The 25285-nt window shown below is 68.8% G+C and carries 21 protein-coding genes; 16 read left to right on the top strand and 5 right to left on the bottom strand.

Annotated elements, in window-relative coordinates; genetic code table 11:
• The first annotated feature begins 53 nt into the window (after window positions 1-53).
• The 3 genes from ASG12_RS10640 to truB are packed head-to-tail and all read left to right on the top strand — an operon-like array spanning window position 54 to window position 2640.
• On the top strand, window positions 54-1049 hold the full coding sequence (locus tag ASG12_RS10640) for a metallophosphoesterase family protein (protein ID WP_055788980.1): 996 nt from the start codon (window positions 54-56) through the stop codon (window positions 1047-1049).
• On the top strand, window positions 1046-1714 hold the full coding sequence (locus ASG12_RS10635) for a 4'-phosphopantetheinyl transferase family protein (protein ID WP_055788977.1): 669 nt from the start codon (window positions 1046-1048) through the stop codon (window positions 1712-1714). Before ASG12_RS10640 ends, ASG12_RS10635 begins: the two co-directional genes overlap by 4 nt.
• Window positions 1705-2640: a tRNA pseudouridine(55) synthase TruB gene (gene truB, locus ASG12_RS10630; RefSeq protein ID WP_055788974.1), complete on the top strand. Its 936-nt coding sequence runs from the start codon at window positions 1705-1707 to the stop codon at window positions 2638-2640. The genes ASG12_RS10635 and truB overlap by 10 nt, the downstream gene beginning before the upstream one ends.
• A gap of 25 nt (window positions 2641-2665) precedes the next feature.
• Here the strand turns inward: truB and ASG12_RS10625 are convergent, their stop codons facing one another.
• Window positions 2666-3424, bottom strand: a complete 759-nt coding sequence (locus tag ASG12_RS10625) for a metal-dependent transcriptional regulator (RefSeq protein ID WP_055788972.1) — start codon at window positions 3422-3424, stop codon at window positions 2666-2668.
• 117 nt (window positions 3425-3541) lie between these two features.
• Between ASG12_RS10625 and ASG12_RS10620 the strand changes: the two genes are divergently transcribed.
• The 5 genes from ASG12_RS10620 (at window position 3542) to ASG12_RS10600 (ending at window position 9229) form a co-directional block, all read left to right on the top strand.
• Window positions 3542-4528, top strand: coding sequence for a bifunctional riboflavin kinase/FAD synthetase (locus tag ASG12_RS10620; RefSeq protein ID WP_055789562.1), 987 nt, complete (start codon window positions 3542-3544; stop codon window positions 4526-4528).
• Window positions 4529-4660: 132 nt separating this feature from the next.
• Window positions 4661-4930 carry a 30S ribosomal protein S15 gene (rpsO, locus tag ASG12_RS10615; protein ID WP_045822490.1) on the top strand — a complete coding sequence of 90 codons (270 nt, stop codon included), beginning with the start codon at window positions 4661-4663 and terminating at the stop codon, window positions 4928-4930.
• Between the two features lie 115 nt (window positions 4931-5045).
• A complete protein-coding gene (locus ASG12_RS10610) occupies window positions 5046-5309 on the top strand; it encodes a hypothetical protein (RefSeq protein WP_055788968.1) in 264 nt (87 codons plus the stop codon).
• A 336-nt stretch (window positions 5310-5645) separates the two neighbouring features.
• A complete protein-coding gene (locus ASG12_RS10605; protein ID WP_055788965.1) occupies window positions 5646-7901 on the top strand; it encodes a polyribonucleotide nucleotidyltransferase in 2256 nt (751 codons plus the stop codon).
• A gap of 8 nt (window positions 7902-7909) precedes the next feature.
• Entirely contained in the window at window positions 7910-9229 is a 1320-nt protein-coding gene (locus ASG12_RS10600) for a M16 family metallopeptidase (protein WP_055788962.1), read from the top strand.
• Here the strand turns inward: ASG12_RS10600 and ASG12_RS10595 are convergent, their stop codons facing one another.
• Window positions 9230-10726: an amino acid permease gene (locus tag ASG12_RS10595; protein WP_055789559.1), complete on the bottom strand. Its 1497-nt coding sequence runs from the start codon at window positions 10724-10726 to the stop codon at window positions 9230-9232.
• A gap of 177 nt (window positions 10727-10903) precedes the next feature.
• Here ASG12_RS10595 and ASG12_RS10590 point away from each other — a divergent pair, with 177 nt between their 5' ends.
• The gene (locus ASG12_RS10590) at window positions 10904-12742 is read left to right on the top strand and encodes a DUF294 nucleotidyltransferase-like domain-containing protein (protein WP_082080056.1); all 1839 of its coding nucleotides are present in this window, start codon (window positions 10904-10906) and stop codon (window positions 12740-12742) included.
• Between the two features lie 2 nt (window positions 12743-12744).
• On the opposite strand, the gene ald is transcribed toward ASG12_RS10590, so the two are convergent.
• Entirely contained in the window at window positions 12745-13857 is a 1113-nt protein-coding gene (ald, locus tag ASG12_RS10585) for an alanine dehydrogenase (protein WP_055788958.1), read from the bottom strand.
• Between the two features lie 155 nt (window positions 13858-14012).
• Here ald and ASG12_RS10580 point away from each other — a divergent pair, with 155 nt between their 5' ends.
• On the top strand, window positions 14013-14501 hold the full coding sequence (locus ASG12_RS10580; RefSeq protein ID WP_443089089.1) for an Lrp/AsnC family transcriptional regulator: 489 nt from the start codon (window positions 14013-14015) through the stop codon (window positions 14499-14501).
• A 32-nt stretch (window positions 14502-14533) separates the two neighbouring features.
• Here ASG12_RS10580 and ASG12_RS10575 read toward each other — a convergent pair whose 3' ends face one another.
• Both ASG12_RS10575 and ASG12_RS10570 read right to left on the bottom strand, forming a co-directional pair.
• Window positions 14534-15757 carry an NAD(P)/FAD-dependent oxidoreductase gene (locus tag ASG12_RS10575; protein WP_055788952.1) on the bottom strand — a complete coding sequence of 408 codons (1224 nt, stop codon included), beginning with the start codon at window positions 15755-15757 and terminating at the stop codon, window positions 14534-14536.
• A gap of 10 nt (window positions 15758-15767) precedes the next feature.
• Window positions 15768-16172, bottom strand: coding sequence for a bifunctional 3-phenylpropionate/cinnamic acid dioxygenase ferredoxin subunit (locus tag ASG12_RS10570; protein WP_055788949.1), 405 nt, complete (start codon window positions 16170-16172; stop codon window positions 15768-15770).
• Window positions 16173-16318: 146 nt separating this feature from the next.
• Here ASG12_RS10570 and ASG12_RS10565 point away from each other — a divergent pair, with 146 nt between their 5' ends.
• The 6 genes from ASG12_RS10565 (at window position 16319) to ASG12_RS10540 (ending at window position 25283) form a co-directional block, all read left to right on the top strand.
• Window positions 16319-17116, top strand: coding sequence for an IclR family transcriptional regulator (locus ASG12_RS10565; RefSeq protein ID WP_055789555.1), 798 nt, complete (start codon window positions 16319-16321; stop codon window positions 17114-17116).
• 167 nt (window positions 17117-17283) lie between these two features.
• Window positions 17284-19761: a GcvT family protein gene (locus ASG12_RS10560; protein ID WP_082501908.1), complete on the top strand. Its 2478-nt coding sequence runs from the start codon at window positions 17284-17286 to the stop codon at window positions 19759-19761.
• Window positions 19758-20990 (top strand): N-methyl-L-tryptophan oxidase, encoded by a 1233-nt coding sequence (gene solA / locus ASG12_RS10555; protein ID WP_055788946.1) that lies wholly within the window; start codon window positions 19758-19760, stop codon window positions 20988-20990. Before ASG12_RS10560 ends, solA begins: the two co-directional genes overlap by 4 nt.
• Window positions 20987-22135: an aromatic ring-hydroxylating oxygenase subunit alpha gene (locus ASG12_RS10550; protein ID WP_055788943.1), complete on the top strand. Its 1149-nt coding sequence runs from the start codon at window positions 20987-20989 to the stop codon at window positions 22133-22135. Before solA ends, ASG12_RS10550 begins: the two co-directional genes overlap by 4 nt.
• 10 nt (window positions 22136-22145) lie before the next feature.
• A complete protein-coding gene (locus ASG12_RS10545; protein ID WP_235456566.1) occupies window positions 22146-23630 on the top strand; it encodes an aldehyde dehydrogenase family protein in 1485 nt (494 codons plus the stop codon).
• Between the two features lie 102 nt (window positions 23631-23732).
• Window positions 23733-25283 carry an APC family permease gene (locus tag ASG12_RS10540; protein WP_045822499.1) on the top strand — a complete coding sequence of 517 codons (1551 nt, stop codon included), beginning with the start codon at window positions 23733-23735 and terminating at the stop codon, window positions 25281-25283.
• The last annotated feature ends 2 nt before the right edge of the window (window positions 25284-25285 follow it).

Here is a 25285-nt window from a genome sequence, read left to right as displayed (position 1 = left end):
GATAGACTCGGGGATCGACCGCGTCCGACAGCGGCGAGGACGAGGAGGTCTGCGTGCCGACCCTGTGGGCGATCAGCGATCTCCACGTCAGCCACCGCGGGAACGACGAGGTGCTCGACCGGATCCACCCCGCCGACCCCGACGACTGGCTGATCGTCGCCGGAGACGTCGCCGAGCGCACCGACGACATCATCGAGACGCTGCGCCGACTCAAGGCCAAGTTCGCGACCGTGGTCTGGGTGCCGGGCAACCACGAGCTCTACACCACCGCCAAGGACCCCCTGCAGATCCACGGCGTGGCCCGCTACGACTACCTCGTGCAGGCCTGCCGCGACCTCGGCGTCATCACCCCCGAGGAGATCTACCCGCAGTTCGACCCCGGCGACGGCACGCCTCCGGTGCGCGTGGTCCCGATGTTCCTGTTGTACGACTACACGTTCCGGCCCGAGGGCACGACCAACAAGTTCGCCGCCCTCGCGCTCGCGCGTGAGCACGACGTGGTCGCGACCGACGAGTTCCTGCTCTCGCCCGAGCCGTTCGCCACCCGCGACGCGTGGGGGAGGGACCGCATCGAACGGACCCGTACGCGGCTCGACGCCATCGATCCCGCCGAGCGCACCGTTCTCATCAACCACTGGCCGCTGCGTCGCGAGCCGACCGATGCGCTGATGTACCCGGAGTTCGCGCTGTGGTGCGGCAGCGAACTGACCCACGACTGGCACACCCGCTACAACGCGGCCTGCTGCGTGTACGGGCACCTCCACATCCCCCGGACCACCTGGTACGACGACGTCCGGTTCGAGGAGGTCTCGGTCGGGTACCCGCGCGAATGGCAACGGCGCGGGCTGCCGGACCCGTTGCTGCGCAAGATCATCCCCGACGGCGGACTGCGTCCCGAACACCTGCCCGAGCACGGTGCCCGCTTCGACCTCCCGCCGGACTATCGCGAGCGCGCCGAGGAGTTCAAGGCGAGTGTCGTCGCCAAGCGTGAGGCGCGGGCGCGCAGGCTCGCCGCTCGTGCCGAACGCGACGGCGGGGGAGCGCGATGATCGACGCGATGCTCGCACCGGGGGTCGCGGCCGCCGAGGCGTTCGCCGACCCCGACGACCTCGAGCTGTTGCCCGCCGAGACCTCGCTCGTGGCACGCGCCGTCGACAAACGTCGGTCGGAATTCACCACCGCCCGTGGCCTGGCGCGTCGTGCGCTGGGCACGCTCGGGGTCGAACCGGTACCGATCCTGCGCGGCGAGAAGGGGCAACCGCTGTGGCCCCGCGGTGTGGTCGGCAGCCTCACCCACTGCGACGGCTACCGCGCCGCGGTCGTCGCCTACAAGCTGCAATGTCGCTCGGTGGGCATCGACGCCGAACCGCACGGTGAGCTGCCCGACGGCGTCCTCGACCACGTCACCCTCGCTCCCGAACGCGACGTGCTCGCCACCCGACCGGGCGACATCCACTGGGACCGGCTGTTGTTCTGCGCCAAGGAGGCGACGTACAAGGCGTGGTTCCCGCTGACCGAACGGTGGTTGGGCTTCGAGGACGCCCACATCACCTTCGAGCGGGTCGCATCCGGCGGTGACGCCACCGCGGCGGGCACCTTCCGCTCGGAATTGCTCGTGGACGGTGCGGTGATCGACGGCGGGCCGCCGCTGCGGTCGTTCGACGGTCGCTGGCGCATCGAGAACGGACTGGTGGTCACCTCGATATGTCTGTGAACGCCGACGGAGCCGAACGCTCCGAGAACAAGCACATCGCGACCGCCGGTCTGGTGGTGGTCGACAAACCCGGCGGCATGACCAGCCACGACGTCGTCGCGAAGTGCCGCAAGGCATTCCGGACCCGCAAGGTCGGCCACGCGGGCACCCTCGACCCCATGGCGACGGGCGTCCTCATCCTCGGTCTGGAACGAGCGACCAAACTGCTCGGCCTGCTGGCTCTCACCACGAAGTCCTACTCGGCGACGATCCGTCTCGGCGCGGGCACCGACACCGACGACCGCGAGGGGGTCCTCGGTGAACGGGCCGACGTCTCCGGGCTCGACATCACGGCCGTCGCCGCCGCGGTCGAGCACTTCGTCGGCGACATCGATCAGGTGCCGGCGAGGGTCAGCGCCATCAAGGTCGACGGCCGTCGGGCCCACGATCTCGCGCGCAGCGGTGAGGAGTTCGCGCTCGCATCGCGCCGGGTGACCGTGTCGCGCTTCGACATCGGCGAGCACCGCATCGACGACGGCTGGTTCGACGTCGACGTCGAGGTCGACTGCTCCTCGGGCACCTACATCAGGTCGCTGGCCCGCGACCTCGGCGCCGCCCTGGGCGTCGGGGGACATCTGACCGCGCTGCGTCGCACCGCGGTCGGCCCCTTCACCCTCGCCCAGGCCACCCCGCTCGCGGCCATCGTCGACGATCCCTCTCCCGCACCGACACTCGACATCGACGCGGCGGTCACCCTCGCGTTCCCGACCCGGTCCGTCGACGACGTCGAGGCCCAGACGGTCAGCAACGGACGGTGGCTCGACCCTGTCGGCATGCGTGGCGTGTACGCGGCGGTCGACCGGCACGGTCGGGCGATCGGACTGCTGGAGGAGAAGGGCAAGCGGGCCGCGTCGGTGATGGTGGTCCGACCTTCGACGATGCGCTGAGCGACGCGCCCACCAGCGCCGACGGTCAGGTCGCCGGCGGGATGTCGAGCCAGATGGCCCTGGTCGCGATGTCGCCGAGGTCGATCGGTTCGGAGTCGTCGACGGCGACCGCGACCGTCCCGGCGAACGGACGCTGCTCGACGACCTCGATCCGGCGGTCCAACGCAATGCCGACCGAGTCGAAGTACCGCAGCATCGCCGGATCGGTGTCGGCGATACGCGCGACCCGCCCCGACCGTCCGGGTTGCACGTCGGCGAGCTGGCACGCGGGCGACTCCGGGACGTCTCCGTCGGGATCGGGGATCGGGTCGCCGTGCGGATCGCGGGTGGGGTGGCCGAGTTTCGCGTCGAGGCGCTCCATGAACCGGTCCGACATCGCGTGCTCGAGCACCTCGGCCTCGTCGTGCACCTCGTCCCAGCCGTACCCGAGTTCGCGGACCAGGAACGTCTCGATCAACCGGTGCCTGCGCACCATCGACACCGCGGCGCGGCGTCCCGATTCGGTGAGCGTCACCGATCCGTAGCGCGCGTGCGACACCAGTCCCTGATCGGCGAGTTTGCGCACGGACTCCGACACCGTCGACGGCGACACGGCGAGTTTCTCGGCCAGCAGTTTGGTGGTCACCTTGGTCGACGACCACTCCTGCGCGGTCCAGATGACCTTCAGGTAGTCCTGGGTGACCGCACTGAGTTCGGTGACGGGCGTGGCGGGCGCGGCGTTCGGGCCGACCGTTGTCGCGGTGGGCGAAACATCGCGGCTCGGCTCGCCGCCGGTGGAAGGCACCCCACGAGCTTAGGGCAGGGCAAGTCGATGATCGACGAGCACTCGCCGGAGGCGATCTCGCGCCGCGGCCGGACGCGGGTCTGGTACGCCGTGGGACGTCCCCGTACGCTTGGCCCCGTGTTGCGATGGCGAGGGTTGGACGATATCCCCGCGGGCTGGGGCCGATGTGTCGTGACCATCGGAGTGTTCGACGGTGTGCACCGAGGGCATGCCCAACTGATCGCCACCGCGACGTCGATCGCGAAGAAGCGCGGTGTGCCCGCGGTGTTGATGACGTTCGACCCGCACCCCGCCGAGGTCGTTCGCCCCGGCAGCCACCCGCAGCAGCTGTCCACACTCACCCGGCGTGCCGAGCTCGCCGAGGAACTGGGCATCGACGTCTTCTGTGTCATGCCGTTCACCCCGGTGCTGGCCGCGCAGTCGCCCAAGGACTTCGCCCACGAAGTGCTCGTCGAGGGTCTGCACGCCGCCGACGTGGTGGTGGGTGCCAACTTCACCTTCGGCAAGAAGGCGGCGGGAACGGTGGACGTGCTGACGTCGCTGGGCCGCACCTTCGGGTTCGAGGTCCACGCCGTGTCCCTGGTCGGTGAGGGAGCCGGCGCCGAGGCCACCGACCGCCCGTCGGTCACCTTCTCGTCCACCTACATCCGTTCCTGTGTCGCGGCGGGCGACGTCGAGGCCGCTGCCGAGGCTCTCGGCCGCCCCCACCGGGTCGAGGGTGTCGTGGTGCGCGGTGACGGACGCGGACGTGAGATGGGCTATCCGACCGCCAACGTCGCGCCGCCGATGTATTCGGCGATCCCGTCCGACGGCGTCTACGCGGCGTGGTTCACGGTGCTCGGCGCCGGACCGGTCGTGGGACAGGTGGTGCCGGGGGAGAGCTACCGCGCGGCGGTGTCGGTGGGGTCGAACCCCACGTTCTCCGGTCGCACACGCACGGTGGAGGCGTTCGTCCTCGACACCCACGCCGACCTGTACGGACAGCACGTCGCGGTCGACTTCGTCCGACGGATCCGCGGGATGATCAAGTACGAGGGCATGGAGCCGTTGATCGAGCAGATGAACGACGACGTGGTCAAGACCCGCGAGGCGCTCGCGGACTGACCGCGCCCTGACGATTTGGGCGGGGTGCGAAAGCGCTGGTAGCCTGGCCGATCGGCGCACGCTGCGGTTCGCGGTGGCTGTGCCGGGGCACTGGGCCCATTCCTCACGCGAACTCCATCACAGGAGAACACCATGGCTTTGACCACGGATCAGAAGAAGTCGATCCTTTCCGAGTACGGCCTGCACGAGACCGACACCGGATCCCCCGAGGCACAGATCGCGATGCTCACCAAGCGCATCAGCGACCTGACCGAGCACCTCAAGACCCACAAGCACGATCACCACAGCCGTCGCGGACTGCTGCTGATGGTCGGCCGTCGCCGTCGACTGCTGAAGTACGTCGCCAAGGTCGACGTCAACCGCTACCGCACGCTCATCGAGCGCCTCGGCCTGCGTCGCTGACGCTGCCGGCGTTTCCGGACTCCTCGCGAGCCGTGGCACCTCACCGGGTGCCACGGCTCGCGTCGTTTCCATGAGGGCTGCCGGAGGTCTCCGGATCGATGGGAGGCGGTCGCACGTGAGCGCTTCGGGTGCTCCGTTCCCCGGTGGTTCCGACACCACCACGCCGGATGTCCCGCTGTGGTTCTGGCAGGTGGCAGCGGTGACCTTCATCCTCGCTGCCGCGTTTGCGGTCGTGTCCTACCGACGGCAGGGCGGCGGTGTCGGTCGGATGGGGATGTTGTTCGTGTCGGCGTCGCTGTATGCGATCGCCTGGCCGATCACGTTCGCCGTGCTGGCGGCCATCGGTCTGCGGCGGCTGTGGCGTGAGTGGAACGGGTGACCACGAGCGCGCGTTCGAGGTGCGGACGCCCTCGGGTGCTACCCTCGCCATGGACCCGATGCCACGAGATGGTTTTTGCTTCACGCGTGCCCCGAGTTCGGACGATCGGTCTTCGGTAGTGGCTGCCGGAATCCGCGGAACTGTTCCGCAGGGTTCCGACCGCTTCGATCGACGGCCGTCGCCGAACCTCCTCCGCCTTCGATCGCGGACATCCGCACCTGTTCGGAAATCCTCCTCTCGGGCATCGACCCACAGCACCCGTCCGTCTGGACGGGCGCTGCTACACCGTTGCGCAGCGATGACACGCGCGCATCGAACGAGAGGATTCATCCACACATGACCGATGTCACCACCGCCCCCGAGGCCGAGTACGACGACGAGATCACCGAGGCGACCGCCGTCATCGACAACGGCTCCTTCGGTACCCGCACCATCCGTTTCGAGACCGGCCGCCTCGCGCAGCAGGCCGCGGGCGCCGTCGTCGCCTACCTCGACGACGAGAACATGCTGCTCTCGGCCACCAGCGCCGGCAAGCACCCCAAGGACCAGTTCGACTTCTTCCCCCTCACGATCGACGTCGAGGAGCGGATGTACGCCGCCGGCCGCATCCCCGGATCGTTCTTCCGTCGCGAGGGCCGTCCCTCGACCGACGCGATCCTGACCTGCCGCCTCATCGACCGGCCGCTGCGCCCGTCGTTCGTCGACGGCCTGCGCAACGAGATCCAGGTCGTCATCACCGTCCTGAGCCTCGACCCCAACGACCTCTACGACGTCGTCGCCATCAACGCCGCCTCGGCGTCGACCCAGCTCGCCGGACTGCCGTTCTCCGGCCCCGTCGGCGGTGTGCGTGTCGCGCTCATCCCGACCGAGTCCAACCGCGCGGGCCAGTGGGTCGCGTTCCCGACCGTCGAGCAGCTCGAGGGCGCCGTGTTCGACATGGTCGTCGCCGGCCGCATCGTCGGTGACGACGTCGCGATCATGATGGTCGAGGCGGAAGCCACCGACAACGTCATCGAGCTCATCGAGGGCGGCGCGCAGGCTCCGACCGAGGCCATCGTCGCCGAGGGCCTCGAGGCCGCCAAGCCGTTCATCCGCTCGCTGTGCGAGGCGCAGCGCCAGCTCGCCGCCCAGGCCGCCAAGGCCACCGGCGAGTTCCCGCTGTTCCCCGCCTACCAGTCCGACGTCTACGACGCCGTCGATGCCGCGGGCAAGGATCGTCTGTCGGAGATCCTGACCATCGCGGGCAAGACCGAGCGCGACGACAAGACCGACGAGCTCAAGGGCGACATCCTCGCCTCGCTCGGCGAGCAGTTCGCCGGGCGCGAGAAGGAGATCGGCGCGGCGTACCGCTCGCTGACCAAGAAGCTCGTGCGTCAGCGCATCCTCACCGACCACTTCCGCATCGACGGCCGTGGCATCACCGACATCCGGTCGCTCTCGGCCGAGGTCGCCCTGATCCCGCGCGCCCACGGCAGCGCCCTGTTCGAGCGCGGCGAGACCCAGATCATGGGCGTCACCACCCTCGACATGGTCAAGATGGCGCAGCAGATCGACTCGCTCGGACCCGAGACCTCCAAGCGGTACATGCACCACTACAACTTCCCGCCGTACTCGACCGGTGAGACCGGTCGCGTCGGATCGCCGAAGCGTCGCGAGATCGGCCACGGAGCACTCGCCGAGCGTGCGCTCATGCCGGTGCTGCCGAGCGTCGAGGAGTTCCCGTACGCGATCCGTCAGGTCTCGGAGGCGCTGAGCTCCAACGGATCGACGTCGATGGGCTCGGTCTGCGCGTCGACCATGTCGCTGCTCAACGCCGGTGTGCCGCTCAAGGCCCCGGTCGCCGGCATCGCCATGGGCCTCGTCTCCGACGAGGTCGACGGGGAGACCCGCTACGTCGCCCTCACCGACATCCTCGGTGCGGAGGACGCGTTCGGCGACATGGACTTCAAGGTCGCAGGCACGAAGGACTTCGTGACCGCCCTGCAGCTCGACACCAAACTCGACGGCATCCCGTCGGCGGTGCTGGCCGGCGCGCTGAGCCAGGCCAAGGACGCCCGCACCACCATCCTCGAGGTGATGGCCGAGGCGATCGACGAGCCCGACGAGATGAGCCCCTTCGCTCCTCGCGTCACCACCGTGAAGGTCCCGGTCGACAAGATCGGCGAGCTGATCGGGCCCAAGGGCAAGAACATCAACGCGATCACCGAGGAGACCGGCGCCAACATCTCCATCGAGGACGACGGCACCGTGTTCGTCGGTGCGACCGATGGCATCAAGGCGCAGGCGGCGATTGATCGCATCAACGCGATCGCGAACCCGCAGCTGCCGAAGGTCGGCGAGCGGTTCCTCGGAACCGTCGTCAAGACAACGGCATTCGGCGCCTTCGTGTCGCTGCTGCCGGGTCGTGACGGCCTCGTGCACATCTCGAAGCTCGGCCAGGGCAAGCGCGTCAACAAGGTCGAGGACGTCGTGACCGTCGGCAGCAAGCTCCGCGTGGAGATCGCCGACATCGACGACCGCGGCAAGATCAGCCTCGTGCCGGTGTCGGACGTGTCCGACGCGGCCACCGCGGACACCGCGGCGGCCGAGTAAGACCTGCGCTGAACAACACCACACCCACACAGCCCACCGGGACCCGCGACTCCGTACGGAGAAGCGTCCTGCCCGGTGGGCTGCGTGTTGTCACCGAACACATCCCCGGGGTCCGATCGGCATCGATCGGCCTCTGGGTCGGCGTCGGCTCGCGCGACGAGAAACCCAGCGTCGCCGGCGCCGCGCATTTCCTGGAGCACCTGCTGTTCAAGGCGACCCCGACGCGCACCGCGTCGTCGATCGCCCAGGACATGGACGCCATCGGCGGGGAACTGAACGCGTTCACGTCGAAGGAGCACACCTGCTTCTACGCGCACGTCCTCGACGAACACGCCGACATGGCGATCGACATGGTCGCCGACGTGGTGCTGCGCGGACGCTGCACCTCCGACGACGTCGACACCGAGCGCGACGTGGTCCTCGAGGAGATCGCGATGCGCGACGACGACCACGAGGACCTGCTCGCCGACGCGTTCATGACCGCGACCTTCGGCGACCACCCCATCGGCCGACCGGTGATCGGCTCCGCGGAGTCGATCGCGGCCATGTCCCGCAGGCAGATCCAGTCGTTCCACACCCGCCGCTACACCCCGGACAAGATGGTGTTGGCCGTGGCCGGCAACGTCGCCCACCGCGACGTGCTGGCCCAGGTGCGGGACTCGTTCGGTGCGCACCTCCAGCAGGGCGTCTCCGCGACACCACCGCGACGGAGCAATCAGAGGCCACCCACGCGTGCGGGCCTCGAGGTGATCCACCGCGACAGCGAGCAGACCCACCTCATGCTCGGGGTACCCACCGCGGGACTCGCCGACGACGATCGTTGGGCTCTGTCGGTGCTCAACGCCGCCATCGGTGGCGGACTGAGTTCACGTCTGTTCCAACAGATCCGGGAGGAGCGGGGACTGGCCTACTCGGTCTACTCCGGTGTGGACTCGTTCAGCGACGTCGGCACGTTCTCGGTGTACGCCGGGTGCAACCCGGATCGGCTCGCCGATGTCACCTCGGTGGCGGTGGAGATCCTCCGCGACGTCGCGAGCAACGGCATCACCGCCGCCGAGTGCGCTCGAGCGAAAGGAGCGCTACGCGGCTCACTGCTCCTGGGTCTCGAGGACACCCAGTCGCGGATGCACCGGATCGGCAGCGCGGAACTCGATTTCGGGCGCAGGCGTCCGGTCGCGCGCTCGCTCCGGCAGATCGAGTCGGTGCGCACCCGGCAGGTTTCGGCCCTCGCGGCGCGTCTGCTCGGTGCCGCCCCGGCGGTCGCGGTGGTCGGGCCCTATCGACGTATCCGCGACCTGCCCGCATCGGTACGGGCCCTCACACGCTGATCAGCGCTTGCGAGCGGTGAACTCCCGTTCCTTGGCCGCCCACGTCGACTCGATCTTGCCGTCGGTGTTGGCCTTCACGTTGTCGCGGATGAGGTACCAGCCGCCGATCAACAACGCTGCGATGAACGGGATCCCGATCACGACGACGTAGAAGTCGACGCGACCACCCTCCTTGTCGAGCCAGCCCGAGACGCCGAGACCGACGATGACCGCGACGAGGAACACGAGTCCGAATATCGACGTGTAAGGGTGACCGGGTGCCTGGAACTTGCTCTTCGGGATGATGCCCTTGTTCACCAGCGACCGCAGTTTGAGCTGACAGGCGAAGATGGTGCCCCACGTGAACACGATGCCCAGTGACGCGGCCTCGAGAGCGATGTCGAAGGCACGACCCGGCACGAGGACGTTGAGGATGACGCCGAGCACGTAGACGACCGTGGTCATGGCGATGCCCGCCCACGGCACCCCGCCGTTGCTCATCCTGGTGGTGAATCCCGGTGCCTGCTTGCTCATCCCGAGGCTGCGCAGCACACGCCCGGTGGAGTACAGACCCGAGTTGAGGCTGCTCATCGCGGCGACGATCAGGACGACCTGGATCACGTCGCCCATCCAGCCGAATCCGAGCTTGTTGAACACCGTCACGAACGGACTGGTGCCCGATGTGTACGAGGTGGTCGGCAACATGGCGCACAGCAGCAGGATCGAGCCGATGTAGAACACCGCGATACGGAAGATGACGGCGTTCACCGCGCGGGGGACCTCCTTGTCGGAGTCCTCCATCTCGCCGGCCGCGACGCCCACCATCTCGATGGCGGCGTAGGCGAAGACCACGCCGGACATCACGAGGATCGGTCCGTACCAGTTGTAGGCGCCGCTGGTCGGCCAGAAACCGCCCGGGTTGTCCCAGAGGTTCGAGAAGCCGGCCTGGTGGTCGCCGACGTGTACCGAGCCGAGGACCACGACGAGGCCGACGATGAGGAACAGGACGATCGCGCCGACCTTGAGGATCGATGCCCAGAACTCGAACTCGCCGAACGCCTTGGCGCTGAGCAGGTTCACCGCGAGGACCACCACGAGGGCGATCAGTGCCGACCCCCAGTTGGGCATCGAGGGAAAGTTGTTGTTGACGTAGACGCCGACCGCCGAGAGTTCGGCGATACCGGTCAGGGCCCAGTTCAGCCAGTACATCCAGCCCGTCACATATGCGGCCTTCTCCCCGAAGAACTCGCGCATGTAGGAGACGAACGCGCCGCTGGTGGAGCGGTGCAGCACGAGCTCGCCGAGGGCGCGCATGAGGAAGTAGGCGACGAGTCCGGCGACGGCGTAGCTGACCAGCAGGGCCGGACCGTTCGCGTTGAGTCGGGAGGCCGACCCGAGGAAGAGTCCGGTGCCGATCGCGCCGCCGATGGCGATCATCTGCACCTGCCGTCGCCCGAGCGACTGTTTGTACCCGACCTGTTCCGCGTCGAGACCCGACGTACCGATGTCCGTGCTCATGTCGCCCTCCGTACCCCGGATGTTCACCGGCTTGAACAGTAGCGGCAACGGGGTTTCGCGCGGATTACATTGGGGGTCAAGCGATGTTGCCGATCACGACGAAACGGACATTCCTGCCGGGTTTGTTCGTTTCGGTCCGGCGTGGCGCGGATGTCGCGCACTTGCGAAGATGTCCCGATGACCGCGGTCGCGCAATTCCTGGGGCTCCACCCGCCGTTCGACGCGCTCGCTCCCGCGGAACTCGACCGCCTGGCCGCGCGGGCGACGATCGGCGAGTTCGCCGCCGGCGCGGAGATCTTCGACGGGTTCCGCGACACCGTCGAAGAACTCGGCGTGGTGATCACCGGCGAGGTGGGCCTGTGGAGTCTGCCCGACCATCTCGATGGTGAACCCGACGAGATCCTCGGCCCCGGCGGGGTGTTCGGCTACTTCTCCTTGCTGACCAACGCCGCACGGGGCCCACGGGCGGTCGCCATGTCGGCCAGCACCGTGTGCCGCATCCCGAGCGACTCGGTGCACGCGGTCTTCTCGAGCATGGCCGGCGCGCGGTTCTTGGCCGGCCAGCTCCGACTGCCGCGGAGGATCGATCCCGTGCGCCCGCGCGGGGGCATCGTCGACGAATTGATCCGCACCGCACCGGTGGTGGGAACCCCGACGATGTCGGTGAGCGAGGCGGCGCGTCTGATGACCGAGCGCCGACGCGACTACGTCGTGATCCCGGCGGGCGACGGGACCGTGGGGGTCCTCACCGACTCCGACATCAGATCCCGGGTGGTGGCGGCCGGCGAATCCGGGGACATCCCCGTGAGCCGTGTCGTCACACCGCGCGCCCGTACCGTCGTCACCGGCACACCCGCGGCCGACGCGCTGCTGCAGATCCTCGAACACGGACTGGGCTGTCTTCCCGTGGTGGAACCGGGTGGACGACTCGTCGGTGTGGTGGGCCCGGGTGACTTCATCTCGGCGCCGGGCGGGGCGAGCGTGTCGCTGCGGCATCAGATCGGCCGCGCACGGTCGGTGGAGACGTTGGCCGAGCAGGCGGGGCGCATGCCGTTCGTCGTCGCCGACCTCGTCCGGCGCGGGCAGCCCTCACACGAGGTGACCGCGATGCTGTCCCTTGTGCACGACGCCGTCGTGCGCAGAGCGTTGGAACTCGTGCTCGAGCGCCACGACGATGTCGACCCCGACAAACTGACGTGGTTGTCGTTGGGCAGCAACGCACGTCGTGAGGCCGTGCTGAGCTCCGATGTCGACAGCGCGGTCGCGTTCGACGAGTCGGTGTCCGACCCCGAGCAGATCGCCGTCTACCGGGCGGCGTTCGCCGAGGTCGACGACGTCCTGCGGGCGTGCGGACTCACGATCGACGTCAACGGGGCGGTGGCGTCGTCGCCACTGTTCGCCCGGACCCATGCCCAATGGCGTGCGGCGGCGGCGCAGTGGTTGGCCGCACCGCTGGAGAACAAGGGCATGATCATGACCTCGCTCATGCTCGATGGCCGTCCCATCTGGGGCGACCGCGGCCTGTCCGGGGTGGCCGAGGTGTTCGGCGATCTACGGTCGCATCCGGGGACCCTGCGCCTTCTCCTCGCGGAGTCGTTGTCACACAAGGCCCGGATCCGCTCGATGCGCGACGTGTTGGCCCGCCGCGGCGGGACCTTCGACATCAAGACCCACGCCCTCACACCGTTGGTGAACATCGCCCGGTGGGCCTCGTTGAGCGTGGAGTCCCTCGAGCTCGACACCCGCTCGCGCCTTCGTGTCGCGGGCGGCAGCCCGATGCTCACCGAGGAGAACGCCGGAGTGCTCATCGAGGTGTTCGATGTACTGCAGAAGATCCGCATCACCTACCAGGTCGCACAGCTCGACCGCCGGGAGTCCGCCGGTGACGTGCTCACCATGCGCAGGCTCTCACCACTCGACCGGAGTCTGGTGGCACAGGCGGTCCGCGAGGTGTCGGGTATCCAACGCCGGATGATCAACCTCTCCCACTACGCGCCGATCGGCGAGCAGGACTGACCTCAGACGCCCAGCGGCGACGCGCCCACCGGCAGGTCGAGTGCGGCACCCACCGACGGCGCCAACAGAGCGCCTGCGTGCGTGCTGAGTCCCGCGGCCAGGCTCGCATCGTCGGAACATGCCCGCTGCCACCCCTTCTCGGCCAGGGCGACGACGTAGGGGAGGGTTGCGCCGGTCAATGCCGAGGTCGACGTACGCGCGACGGATCCGGGCATGTTCGCGACGCAGTAGAACACCGAGTCGTGCACGGTGAAGGTCGGGTCGTCGTGGGTGGTCGGACGTGAGTCCTCGAAACACCCGCCCTGATCGATGGCGATGTCGACCAGCACCGATCCGGGCTTCATCGACGCGACGAGGTGGTTGGACACCACCACCGGGGCCTTCGCCCCGGGAACCAGCACGGCGCCGATCACCAGATCGGCCCTCTTCACGGCCTCCTCGAGCGCGAGGGCGGTGCTGTAGCGCGTGTGGACCCGCCCGGCGAAACGGGCGTCGACGGCGCGGAGTTTCGCGATGTCGAGGTCGAACACGGTGACCTGTGCGCCCATGCCCATGGCGATCGTCGCGGCGTTGACGCCGCTGACCCCGGCGCCGATCACGACGACGTCGGCGGGTTCGGTGCCGGGCACGCCACCCATCAGCTGGCCGCGTCCGCCGGCCGACCGCATGAGGTGGTAGGCGCCGACCTGCGGTGCCAGGCGACCGGCGACCTCACTCATCGGGGCGAGCAGCGGCAGGGACCCGTCCCGCGCCTGGACCGTCTCGTAGGCGATCGAGGTGATGCCCGACGCGAGCAGCGCGTCGGTGCAGGGACGGCTCGCGGCCAGGTGCAGGTAGGTGAACAGGGTCTGCCCCGAACGCATCCGCGCGTACTCCGCGGCGATCGGCTCCTTGACCTTCACCACGAGGTCGGCCTGCTCCCAGATGGCGTCGGCGGTGGCCTGGATCTGTGCGCCGGCCTCCTTGAAGTCGACGTCGGTGATCGCCGATCCGGCGCCCGCACCGGCCTCGATGATCACGTCGTGTCCGCGTCGCGTCAGTTCGGCGACGCCGGCGGGTGTGATGGCGACGCGGTACTCGTTGTTCTTGATCTCGCGGGGGATTCCGACACGCATGGCGTTGCCTCTCGTTCGCTGCGGCGCGGCGTCGTCGCCACGATGGTGTGCCTCCCAGCGTGAACACCCTTCGGTACATCATCAATTATTCCGAACAAGATTCTCTGTGAACAGGTCATGCGGAAGATCTAGCGAGATATGCTGCACAGGTGAGCATCGAATCGAAGGATCTTCGGACCGTCGTCGGTCGCCGCGATCTCGACGAGACCGACCGCATGCTCCTGGCGTTGCTGCAGGCCGATGCGCGGATGCCCAACCGCGAACTCGCCGAGCGGGCGGGGATCGCGGCGTCGACCTGCCACGGTCGGGTGCGGCGTCTGATCGAACTCGGGGTGATCCGCGGGTTCTTCGCCGACGTCGACCCGGCGGCGGTCGGTCGGACGTTGCGCGCGATGGTGGCGGTCAGCCTGCAGTCCGACGCGCGGGGTCAGATCCGTCGGTTCGTCGGCCAGATCGGCGCCCAGGACGAGATCATCGACGTCTTCTTCCTCGCCGGATCCGACGACTACCTGTTGCACGTCGCGGTGGCCGACACCGAGGCGCTCCGCGGATTCGTCGAACGGCTGAACTCTCGACCCGAGGTCGCGGGCACCACCACGTCGCTGGTGTTCGAACACCTTCGGGCGGCTGCGCCGATCTTCTGACCCGGTGCCCGACGCACGGGGCGTCGGTCGACTCAGGCGTGGGCGACGTCTCTCACCGAGCCGGCGAGGGCGCGGTCCATCGACTTGCGCAGGCGGAGGAAGTCGCGGGGACGGTCGACGGCGACCACTGCCGATGGACGGTCGCGGTCGCCGAACACGGCGAGGAAACCCTCGGTCGCCCCCGGGTCCATCGACCCGTCGACGAGCTGCGGCTCCACGCCGACGGGGATGTGCCCGCAGACCTGTACGCGGTGACCGTACTGATCACTCCAGAAGTAGGGCGCCCGCTGCGGTGGGGGTGCGAGACCGGCGATGCGGCGTGCGACCGTGCGTGCCTGGTCGACGGCAGAACTCCAGTGTTGGCGCCGTACATGGGTTCCGGTGATCGGATCGAAGGTGCGCGCGCAGTCGCCGATCGCGTAGACACCGGGCATGGAGGTCGCGCCCCCGGCATCGGTGACGAAGCCGTCGTCGAGTGCGATACCGGACGCGGCCGCCCACTCGGTGTCCGGGACCGATCCGATCCCGACCACCACCACGTCGGCGTCGAGGACGCGCCCGTCGCCGAGGGTCACCGAACGGACCCGCCCCGCAGTCCCGTCTATGGTCTCCACCGCCGCCCCGGTGTGCATCGACACCCCGGCGAGTGCGTGGCGGGTCATCGACCATCGGGCGACGTCGACTCCGAGGACCGCGGCACCGGGGATCTCGGTCGCCTCGATGATGGCGACCTCCGCGCCGAGGGTGCACGCGGTGGAGGCGATCTCGGCTCCGATGAAACCGCCGCCGATCATCACCACCTGCCGGGCCGTCCGAAGGTCGGCGGCGAGGGCGCGGGCATCGTCGAGGGTGCGCAGTACGTGGACACCGTCGAGGTCGGCGCCGATGAGCGTGCGACCTCGAGCACCGGTCGCGAGGATCACCGCGTCGGCCGGTCCGACGGGGTGGTGCTGTCCACGTCGGACACTGATGCCCTCGGCGTCGACCGACAGGCCGTCGGCCGCGACACCGAGGTGCCAGTCGAAGGTCTCGGCCTCGCCGTCGAGAAGGAGTGCCGTCGGTCCCGGGTGGCGGTCGTGCGCGACGTCGGCGCTGTTCGGGAACGGTTCCATCAGAACGTCCTTGGACAACGGCGGGCGGTCATAGGGCAGCCACGACTCGGCGCCGACGAACGCGATCGTGCCGGTCACGCCGGAGGCCCTCAGCTCGCGCGCGGCCGTGAGCCCGGCGAGCGACGCCCCGACCACGGTGATCACGAGGGGCCGATCATGCGGCGCCCGAGACGTCCTCGGCCGGAGCGGGTACGGACAGCGAGCTGCCGTGGAGGGTGATGTGCACCCGACCGTCGGCGACCGTCACCGGGTGGGTGGCCACGGCGCGGGTGGCCGGCGGGCCGGTCGGCATCCCGGTGCGGAGGTCGAAGCAGGTCTCGTGCAGCGGGCACTCGACGGTGCAGTTCTCCACCCATCCGTCCGACAGCGAGGTGTCTTGATGGGTGCAGGTGTCGTCGATGGCGAACACGCCCTCGGCGGTGCGGATCACCGCGATGGGCGGGTGGTCGGCGGGCTCGATGCGCAGCGGCACGTCGACCGCGAGATCGGCGGCGGCGACGTCCACCACGGTGGCGACACCGTGGGGTGTTGCGGTCGTGGGGGTGTGGACAACGGACATGGGTTCACCTCGAGACGGCGGGAGCAGTGACGCGCGGCGTTGCGTTGCGGGCAACATAACGCATTGTGCGCAACAGAGTCGCATCGGTCGGTGTGTCCGTCAAGCGTGTCGGACCCTTCGCGGCCGCAACTATGCTGGGGAGCGACATGGACATCAACGACACGGGCGACATCTCGCCCGACCGGAACCGTCCCGCCTCGATCCAGTCGGTCGATCGCGCACTCGAGGTCCTCGAGATCCTGGCTCGACACGGGGAGGGCGGCGTGTCCGACATCGCCGACACCCTCGGCGTGCACAAGTCGACGATCTCGCGGCTGGTGTCGGTGCTGGAGGGTCGCGGATTCGTCGAGCAGGTCGCCGATCGCGGCAAGTACCGGCTGGGGTTCACCATCGTCCGCCTCGCCGGTGCGACGATGGCCACCCGCGACCTCGGACGCGAGAGTCGCGACATCGCCGGCCCGCTCGCCGAGGCCGTCGGTGAGACGGTCAACCTCGCGATCCTCGACAGTGGGCGCGCGGTCAACGTCACCGAGGCCAACGGCTCCCCGGGGATCTCGTTGCGCACCTGGGTCGGTCAGAGCTGCCCCGCGCACGCCACGTCGAGCGGCAAGGTGTTGCTCGCGGCGCTCGACGACAGTCGACTCGACACCGCCGTCGGCGCGACGCTGGAGCGCTTCACGTCCTCGACGATCGGCGACCTCGATGCCCTGCGCGCCGAACTCGGCGACATCCGTCGGCGCGGGTGGGCGCACGCGCGAGAGGAACTCGAGGAGGGGCTGACCGCGGTTGCCGCCCCCATCCGTGATCACACGGGCGATGTCGTCGCTGCGTTGAGCATCTCCGGTCCGACCTTCCGGATGTCCGACGACCGACTTCCGACCTTGTCGGCCGAGGCCGTCGATGCGGCCGACGCGATCAGCGTCCGACTCGGCCACCGCGCCTGATTCACCCACGCGCCTGATCGACCCTTCCTCCGACCCGGTGGCACGCCGCGCGTCGAGTTGACGTTTGCGATCCCCGGTCGCACCATGTGTTGCACGAAGGGCAACGTGTTGCGATCAACGCAACAACGGGCGACCCAAGGGAACAACGGGACGGAATCGAGGTGGTCATGACCGGTCCTCGCGTGGTCGTCATCGGCGCAGGCATCGTCGGGACGTCGCTGGCCGACGAGCTCACCGGTCGCGGATGGACCGACGTCACCGTCCTCGACCGTGGGCCGCTGCCGGCCACGGGCGGATCGAGCAGTCACGCACCGGGCCTGGTGTTCGCGACCAACCCGTCGGAGACGCTGTCCCGCTTCGCGCAGTACACCGTCGACAAATTCCGCGGGCTCGCGGAGGCGTCGGATCGCCTGTGTTTCAACCCGGTCGGTGGGCTGGAGGTCGCGACCACCGAGGCACGCATGACCGATCTGCACCGCAAGGCCGGGTGGGCGCGTGCGTGGGGCGTGTCGGCGCGGATCGTCGACGCCGCCGAGTGCGCCCGGCTGCACCCCCTGCTCGACCCGGCGACCGTGCTCGGCGGATTGCACACGCCCACAGACGGTCTCGCTGACGCGCTGGCATGCGTGGACATCCAGCGCCGACGGGCCGAGGCCGCCGGTGCACGGTTCGTCGGCGACACGCGGGTACGCGCGATCGTGACCGCCGGCGACCGGGTGACCGGCGTCGAGACCACCGACGGCATCCACCCCGCCGACGTCGTCGTGTCGTGCGCGGGATTCTGGGGCGTCGAGATCGGTGCGATGGTCGATCTGCGCGTGCCGCTCGTCGCCATGGGACACCAGTACGTCGAGACGACGACGGTGGACCCGCTGCGTGGGTCCGTCGACCCGCGTGTGGGCAAAGCCGCTGCGACACTGCCGATCCTGCGCCACCAGGACGCCGACCTCTACTACCGTCAGCACGGCGACCGGATCGGTATCGGCTACTACGGACACCGCGCGATGCCCGTCGACATGGATCGTCTCTACCGCGACACGCGGGAACAACCGATGCCCTCGATGTTGCCGTTCACCCCCACCGACTTCGCGCCCGCCTGGACGGAATCGATCCGCGTTCTCCCGAGCCTCGCCTCGGCGTCGGTCGCCGACGGGTTCAACGGCATCTTCTCCTTCACCCCCGACGGCGGGCCCGTCCTCGGACCCCATCCGGGTCTCGACGGGTTCTGGGTGGCTGAGGCGGTGTGGGTCACCCAGTCGGCGGGCGTGGCACGCACCATGGCGCACTGGATGATCGACGGCAGCCCGGATCTGTGTGTCGCCGGCTGCGACATCGCGCGGTTCTCCACCCGCGAGACCGCCCCCGATCACGTCACCGCGATGAGTGCACGCGCCTTCGACGAGGTCTACGACATCATCCATCCGCGCGAACAACGGTCGATACAGCGCGATCTCACGGTGAGTCCACTGCACGAGCGTCACCGCGCACGCGCTGCGGTGTTCGTCACCTCCCACGACTGGGAGCGCCCGGCGTGGTTCGAGGCCAATACCGCACTGCCTCAGATCGATACGGCGAGCGCCGCGTCGGCGCATCGCGACGACTTCTCCACGCGTCACTGGTCGCCGATCGTGCTCGCCGAGGCGGCCGCCACCCGGGCAGGCGTCGGTCTGTTCGACATGACGTCGCTGATGAGGGTGCAGGTCAGCGGAACCGGCGCCGTGTCGTTCCTCGCCCCCATCCTCACCCGCGACCCCGATCGCGCCGTCGGGACGGTCATCTACGCGCTCATGCTCGACCCCTCGGGCGGCGTGCTCAGTGACGTCACCGTCGCACGCACCGCTGCCGAGTCGTTCCAGATCGGGATCAACGGTCCGCTCGATCTCGCACGTCTGCGCACGCTCGCCCGTGTCGCCCGCCGCGACGGCGCCGACGTCGAGGTACGCGAGATCACCTCGGAAACAGCGTGTCTCGGTGTCTGGGGGCCGGCTGCGCTCGCCCTGGTCGATCCCCTCAGCGAGGCCGCGCTCGGGCCCGACGACCTCGGTTTCTACCGCACGGTGCGCACCAGGATCGCCGACGTCTCCGTCCTCGCCATGCGGGTGTCCTACGTCGGGGAGTTCGGGTGGGAGTTGTACGTGGCCGCCGACGACGCCGTCACCCTGGCCGACGAACTGACCACCGCGGGCGCATCTCTCGGCGCGGTGTGGGCCGGACGCGGCGCGCTCGACACCCTGCGGATCGAGAAGGGGTACCGGTCGTGGGGGACCGACATGACCGCGATGCACTCACCCGACGAGGCCGGGTTGGCCTTCGCCGTCGCCAAGAACCACGACTTCGCCGGACGCGCGGCGATGTCGCAGCGCCCGGTGCGGCGGCGCCTGCACACACTCGTCGCCGACGACCCCGGCACGCTCCTGCTCGGTCGGGAACCGGTCACCGGCCCCGACGGGACCGTGGGACACGTGACATCGGCCGCGTTCTCGCCGATCGTGCACCGCACCATCGCCTACGCCTGGGGCGCACCCGAACTGCGTGTCGGTGACCGGGTGCACGTCGACCACCTCGCGACGACCGCGACGTTCACGGTGTCGCCGACCACCACCGTCGACCCGGAGAACGCACGCCTGAAAGGACGCACAGCATGACCGACGCACCCCTCGACCCGGGCGACGTCGATGCCCAGGTCATCGTCATCGGACTCGGTGGCATGGGATCGGCCGCGGCCTACCACCTCGCCCGCCGCGGCGTGTCGGTGCTGGGTCTCGAACAGTTCACCCCGGCCCACGATCGGGGGTCGTCGCACGGCGGGTCCCGCATCATCCGGCAGTCGTACTTCGAGGATCCCGCGTACGTGCCGTTGCTGTTGCGCGCCTACGAACTGTGGGAGGAGCTCGCACGCGCATCGGGCCGCGAGGTCTACCGCATCACCGGCGGGCTGTTCATCGGACCACCGGATTGCGCCACCGTGTCGGGCTCGCTGCACGCCGCGCAGTTGTGGGGTCTCGAGCACGAGGTGCTCGACGCCGGCGAGGTCGCCCGTCGCTTCCCGGGGTTCGTGCCCGAGGCCGGTCAGGTGGCCGTGTACGAACCGCTCGCCGGTTTCGCGCGACCGGAGGAGACCGTCGCCGCGCACATCGAACTCGCCGGCCGCGAGGGCGCCGACCTCCGATTCGGTGAGACGGTCCGATCCTGGAGCGATCACGGTCAGTACGTGGAGGTCGTGACCGACTCCGGCCGCCTCCGGGCACGGGAACTGGTGATCTGCCCCGGAGCCTGGGCGCCGGAGATCCTCGCCGACCTCGGCGTCTCGATCGAGATCGAGCGCCAGGTCATGTACTGGTTCGGCCTCGACGCCCCGACGGCAGCCGACGACCCCTCCGCGGACGACGTTCCCGCGATGGTCGACGCGCCCATCTACATCCAGGAGAACGCCGACATCGAGCAGATCTACGGATTCCCGGCGATCGACGGACCCGACGGGGGAGTGAAGGTCGCCTTCTTCCGCAGGGGCGACACCTGCTCGCCGGAGACCATCGACCGTGTCGTCCACGACGACGAGACCGAAAGGATGCGAACTCGGGTGCGACAGCTGCTGCCCGGTGTCGCCGGCCCCGCACTCGACGCCGCCACCTGCATGTACTCGACCACCCCTGACCACAATTTCGTGATCGCACGGCATCCCCGACACGATCGGGTGACCGTGGCCTGCGGGTTCTCCGGTCACGGGTTCAAGTTCGTGCCTGTGGTCGGGGAGATCCTCGCCGATCTCGTCGTCGACGGTCACACCGACCACCCGATCGACATCTTCGATCCGACCCGCACCGCGCTCGCCGCGGGCGGTGGGGACCGGGTCGCGACAGCCGGTGCCCGATGACCGCCCTCGACGAGACCGGGCGTACCGACCCGGCACCACCCGACACGCTCGTGGCGACACTGGCCGGGGCCGCCTACACCGACCCCGCCGCCTTCACCCGCGAACAGGAGTCGATCCTCGAACGACGCTGGATGTGCGCGGTCCGCAGCGCCGATCTCGATGCCCCCGGGCGTTTCGCGACCGTCGACATCGGCCGCGAGAGCGTGCTGGTGGTGCGGGGACGTGACGGCGCCCTGCGTGCGTTTCTCAACAGTTGCCGCCACCGGGGTGCGCTCATCTGCACCGAGGCGCAGGGGTCGGTCCGGCGAAACCTGCAGTGCCCGTACCACGCCTGGACCTACGGTCTCGACGGAGCCCTCGTCGCCGCACCCAACCTCAGCAGCCTGGGCGACATCGACCGCACCCGCTACGGACTGATCGGCGTCGCGAGCCGTGAATGGCTCGGCTACCTGTGGGTGTGCCTGGCCGACGAACCGCCGTCGTTCACCGAGACCGTGATCGGCGCGGTCACAACACGTCTGGGATCGCCTGAACAGATCGATCGCTACGGCGTCGCCGATCTCGCGATGGCGCACCGTGAAACCTACGAGGTGGCCGCCAACTGGAAGCTCATCGTCGAGAACTTCATGGAGTGCTACCACTGCGCGACGATCCACCCCGAGCTCACCGAGGTGTTGCCGGAGTTCGCCGACGGTCTCGCCGCCCAGTACTACGTCGGGCACGGCGCGGAGTTCGGCGGCGAGATCGAGGGATTCACCGTCGACGGGTCATCCGGGTTCGCACCGCTTCCGGACCTGACCGCCGATCAGGATCGGCGCTACTACGCGATCACGATCAATCCGACGGTGTTCGTGAACCTCGTGCCCGATCACGTGATCGTGCACCGCATGTTCCCCACCGCGGTCGACCGGACGGTGGTGGTGTGCGACTGGCTCTATCACCCCGACGTGATCGCATCAGGTGGCGACACCCGAGGCGGTGTCGAGCTGTTCCACCGTGTGAACGTCCAGGATTTCGACGCCTGCGAACGCACGCAGCCCGGCATGTCCTCGCGCGCCTACGCCTCCGGAGGCGTACTCGTACCCGCCGAGCACCACATCGCGCAATTCCACGATTGGATCAACGAAATGTGCGCCGACGGGTGAGGATGAGGAGGTGAGTGACCTCTTCATCGACGGCGCGTGGACCGCGGCGACCTCCGGCCGCACCCGCGACTGCATCGATCCGGCCGACGGGACGGTGATCCGGTCGGTCGACGAGGCGTCACCGGCCGACGTCCGCGCGGCGATCGTCGCCGCACGCGCCGCCTTCGACGACTCGCCGTGGCGATCGACGACCGTGGCCGACCGGTCGGCCATCCTCGACCGCATCGCCGACCTTTTGATGCGCGACATCGAGTCGCTCGCGTTGATCGAGACCCGCGACACGGGGAAGACGCTCGCGGAGAGTCGAATCGACATCACCGACGTCGTCTCGGTCTTCCGCTACTACGCCGACCTGGTCACCACCAGTTCCGACCGACTCGTCGACGTCGGCAACCCCGCGGTGATCAGCCGCGTGGTCGCCGAACCCGTCGGTGTGTGCGTGATGATCGCGCCCTGGAACTACCCGCTGCTGCAGATCTCGTGGAAGATCGCCCCCGCGTTGGCGGCCGGCGCGACCATGGTGCTCAAACCCAGCGAGGTGACGCCGCTGTCGACGATCGAGCTGACCCGGCTCATCGCCGAGGCCGGTGTGCCCGCCGGTGTCGTGAACCTGGTGCTCGGCGCCGGATCCGATCTGGGGCCCGCTCTCACCGACGACCCCGACGTGGACCTCATCTCGTTCACCGGCGGACTCGCGACCGGCAAGGTCATCGCCCGCACGGCTGCCGAGCACGTCACCCGTGTGCTCGTCGAACTCGGCGGCAAGAACCCACACGTGGTGTTCGCCGACGCCTGCGCGACCCCCGAGGCCATGTCGGCGACGGTCGACCAGGTCCTCACGGGGGTGTTCCTGCACTCGGGTCAGGTCTGCTCGGCGGGGACCAGGTTGATCGTCGAGGAATCCGTCGCCGACGACCTCGTCGCCGCGGTCGCCGACCGCGCCGGCCGGATCCCGATGGGGCCCGGGGTCGATCCGGCCAGCCTCACCGGCCCGCTCGTCTCGGCACAGCAACTGGACAAGATCGTCGATTTCGTGGCGGTGGGCGTGGCCGAGGGGGCGACGCTGGTCACCGGCGGCCACCGCTCGACCGAGCCGCGTCTGGCCGACGGCTATTTCTTCGAACCGACGGTCTTCGACCACTGCGACCGCTCCATGCGCATCGTCGCCGAGGAGACGTTCGGCCCGATCCTCACCGTCGAACGGTTCACCACCGAGGCCCACGCCCTGGAACTGGGCAACGACACCGCGTACGGTCTCGCGGCCGGTGTGCGCACCTCCGACGCCGCACGCGGCGAACGGATGGCGCGCGGTCTGCGCCACGGCACGGTGTGGGTCAACGACTTCGGCTACTACACCCCGGCCGCGGAGTGGGGTGGCTTCGGCCGGTCCGGGAACGGCCGCGAACTCGGTCCCTCGGGACTCGCCGAATATCAGGAGCTCAAACACATCTGGACCAACACCACCGCCCCGCCGGCGGGGTGGTTCCCGCCCTGAGTTCCCCGCCCGCAGGTCAGGGCCCACGTCGTACCGCGCCATAGACATCACGAGAGCAGTCGTCACCGCGAGATCCGATTCCGCTTCGCCCGAGGGGGCAGCATGACCATCGAGAAACCCATCGATCCCGACAACGGGATGGAACACTTCGGCTACAAGGAGAGCCTCGACCGCAGCATCGGCAAGTTCGCCAGCTTCGCCGCCGGGGTCAGTTACATCTCCATCCTCACCGGCACCTTCCAGCTGTTCTACTTCGGGTTCGGCACCGCGGGCGCGGCGTATCTGTGGAGCTGGCCCATCGTGTTCGTCGGACAGCTCGCTGTCGCACTGTGTTTCATGGAGCTCGCCGCGAAGTACCCGATCGCGGGGTCGGTCTACAACTGGGCCAAGATCCTGGGCAACAAGGTGGTCGGGTGGTTCTCGGGCTGGATGATGCTGACCGCCTCGATCGTCACGATGTCGGCGGTCGTGTTGGCGATCGACTCGACACTGCCGAAGATCTGGAGTGGTTTCCGGCTCATCGGATCCGATGACCTCACCGTGGTGTCGCCGTCGAATGCCGTTCTGCTGGGGTCGATCCTGGTGCTCGCGACGACGGCCATCAACGCCTTCGGCGTCCGGTTGATGTCGATCATCAACAGCACGGGTGTGTTCATCGAACTCATCGCCGCGGTGCTGATCGCGGTCATCCTGGCGTTCAACATCGACCGCACCCCGGCGGTGTTCTTCTCGACCAACGGTTACGGCGCAGGGGAGAGCGGCGGGTATCTCGGCGCGTTCCTCATCGCCTCGCTGGCGTCGGGGTATGTCATGTACGGGTTCGACACCGCCTCGTCGCTCGGTGAGGAGACGGTCAATCCCCGCAAGACCGCGCCGTCGGCGATCCTCCGGGCGATCCTCGCCTCGTTCGTGATCGGTGGGGCGATCCTCGTGTTCGCCATCCTCGCCGCACCGAACCTCTCCGATCCGGCGCTCGCCGCGCAGGGCGGACTCCAGCAGATCGTGCTCGACGTCATGTACGGCCCGGTCGGCAAGATCTTCCTGATGTGCATCGTGGTCGCGGTGTTCGTGTGCACCCTCGCCGTCCACACCGCCGCCATCCGGCTCACGTTCGCCATGGCGCGCGACAACGCGCTGCCCTTCGGCGAATCGCTGGCCAAGGTGCACCCCCGCACCCAGGCGCCGGTCATCCCGTCGGTCCTGATCGGTGTGTTGTCGATCCTGATCCTCGTGATCAACATCAACCAGCCGACCATCTTCCTGCTGCTGACGTCGGTGGCGATCATCATGATCTACATCGCGTACCTGATGGTGACGGGTCCGCTTCTGCTGCAGCGCTTTCGAGGGCAGTGGCCGCCGCCGGATCTCAAGGCGGGCGGGTACTTCTCGATGGGGCGCTGGGGACTCCCGGTGAACATCGTCGCCGTGCTGTGGGGGATCGGGATGGCGATCAACCTCGCGTGGCCGCGCGAGGCGGTGTACGGCGCCCCCTGGTACAACACGTGGGCCGCGTTCATCTACATCGGCGTCATCGGCGGAGTCGGTCTGCTCTGGTACTTCACCGTCGGCAGCCGGGGCATGGGGACGCTGAGGTCACACGCCTCGGAGACCAAGTCCGACGCCGTACCGTTCCCCGGACCCGAGGGAGTCTGACC

Source organism: Williamsia sp. Leaf354 (assembly GCF_001424365.1).
Taxonomy (GTDB): Bacteria; Actinomycetota; Actinomycetes; order Mycobacteriales; family Mycobacteriaceae; genus Williamsia_A.
The sequence above is the reverse complement of the archived record's forward strand: the minus strand, read 5'-3'. Positions and strand labels throughout refer to the sequence as shown.

Bases quoted from the DNA above. Each gene is read 5' to 3' on its own strand.
- ASG12_RS10635 (WP_055788977.1), top strand. From the start codon at position 1,046: ATGATCGACGCGATGCTCGCACCGGGGGTCGCGGCCGCCGAGGCGTTC.
- truB (WP_055788974.1), top strand. From the start codon at position 1,705: ATGTCTGTGAACGCCGACGGAGCCGAACGCTCCGAGAACAAGCACATC.
- rpsO (WP_045822490.1), top strand. From the start codon at position 4,661: ATGGCTTTGACCACGGATCAGAAGAAGTCGATCCTTTCCGAGTACGGC.
- ASG12_RS10605 (WP_055788965.1), top strand. From the start codon at position 5,646: ATGACCGATGTCACCACCGCCCCCGAGGCCGAGTACGACGACGAGATC.
- ASG12_RS10595 (WP_055789559.1), bottom strand. From the start codon at position 10,726: ATGAGCACGGACATCGGTACGTCGGGTCTCGACGCGGAACAGGTCGGG.
- ASG12_RS10590 (WP_082080056.1), top strand. From the start codon at position 10,904: ATGACCGCGGTCGCGCAATTCCTGGGGCTCCACCCGCCGTTCGACGCG.
- ald (WP_055788958.1), bottom strand. From the start codon at position 13,857: ATGCGTGTCGGAATCCCCCGCGAGATCAAGAACAACGAGTACCGCGTC.
- ASG12_RS10570 (WP_055788949.1), bottom strand. From the start codon at position 16,172: ATGTCCGTTGTCCACACCCCCACGACCGCAACACCCCACGGTGTCGCC.
- ASG12_RS10565 (WP_055789555.1), top strand. From the start codon at position 16,319: ATGGACATCAACGACACGGGCGACATCTCGCCCGACCGGAACCGTCCC.
- ASG12_RS10560 (WP_082501908.1), top strand. From the start codon at position 17,284: ATGACCGGTCCTCGCGTGGTCGTCATCGGCGCAGGCATCGTCGGGACG.
- solA (WP_055788946.1), top strand. From the start codon at position 19,758: ATGACCGACGCACCCCTCGACCCGGGCGACGTCGATGCCCAGGTCATC.
- ASG12_RS10550 (WP_055788943.1), top strand. From the start codon at position 20,987: ATGACCGCCCTCGACGAGACCGGGCGTACCGACCCGGCACCACCCGAC.
- ASG12_RS10540 (WP_045822499.1), top strand. From the start codon at position 23,733: ATGACCATCGAGAAACCCATCGATCCCGACAACGGGATGGAACACTTC.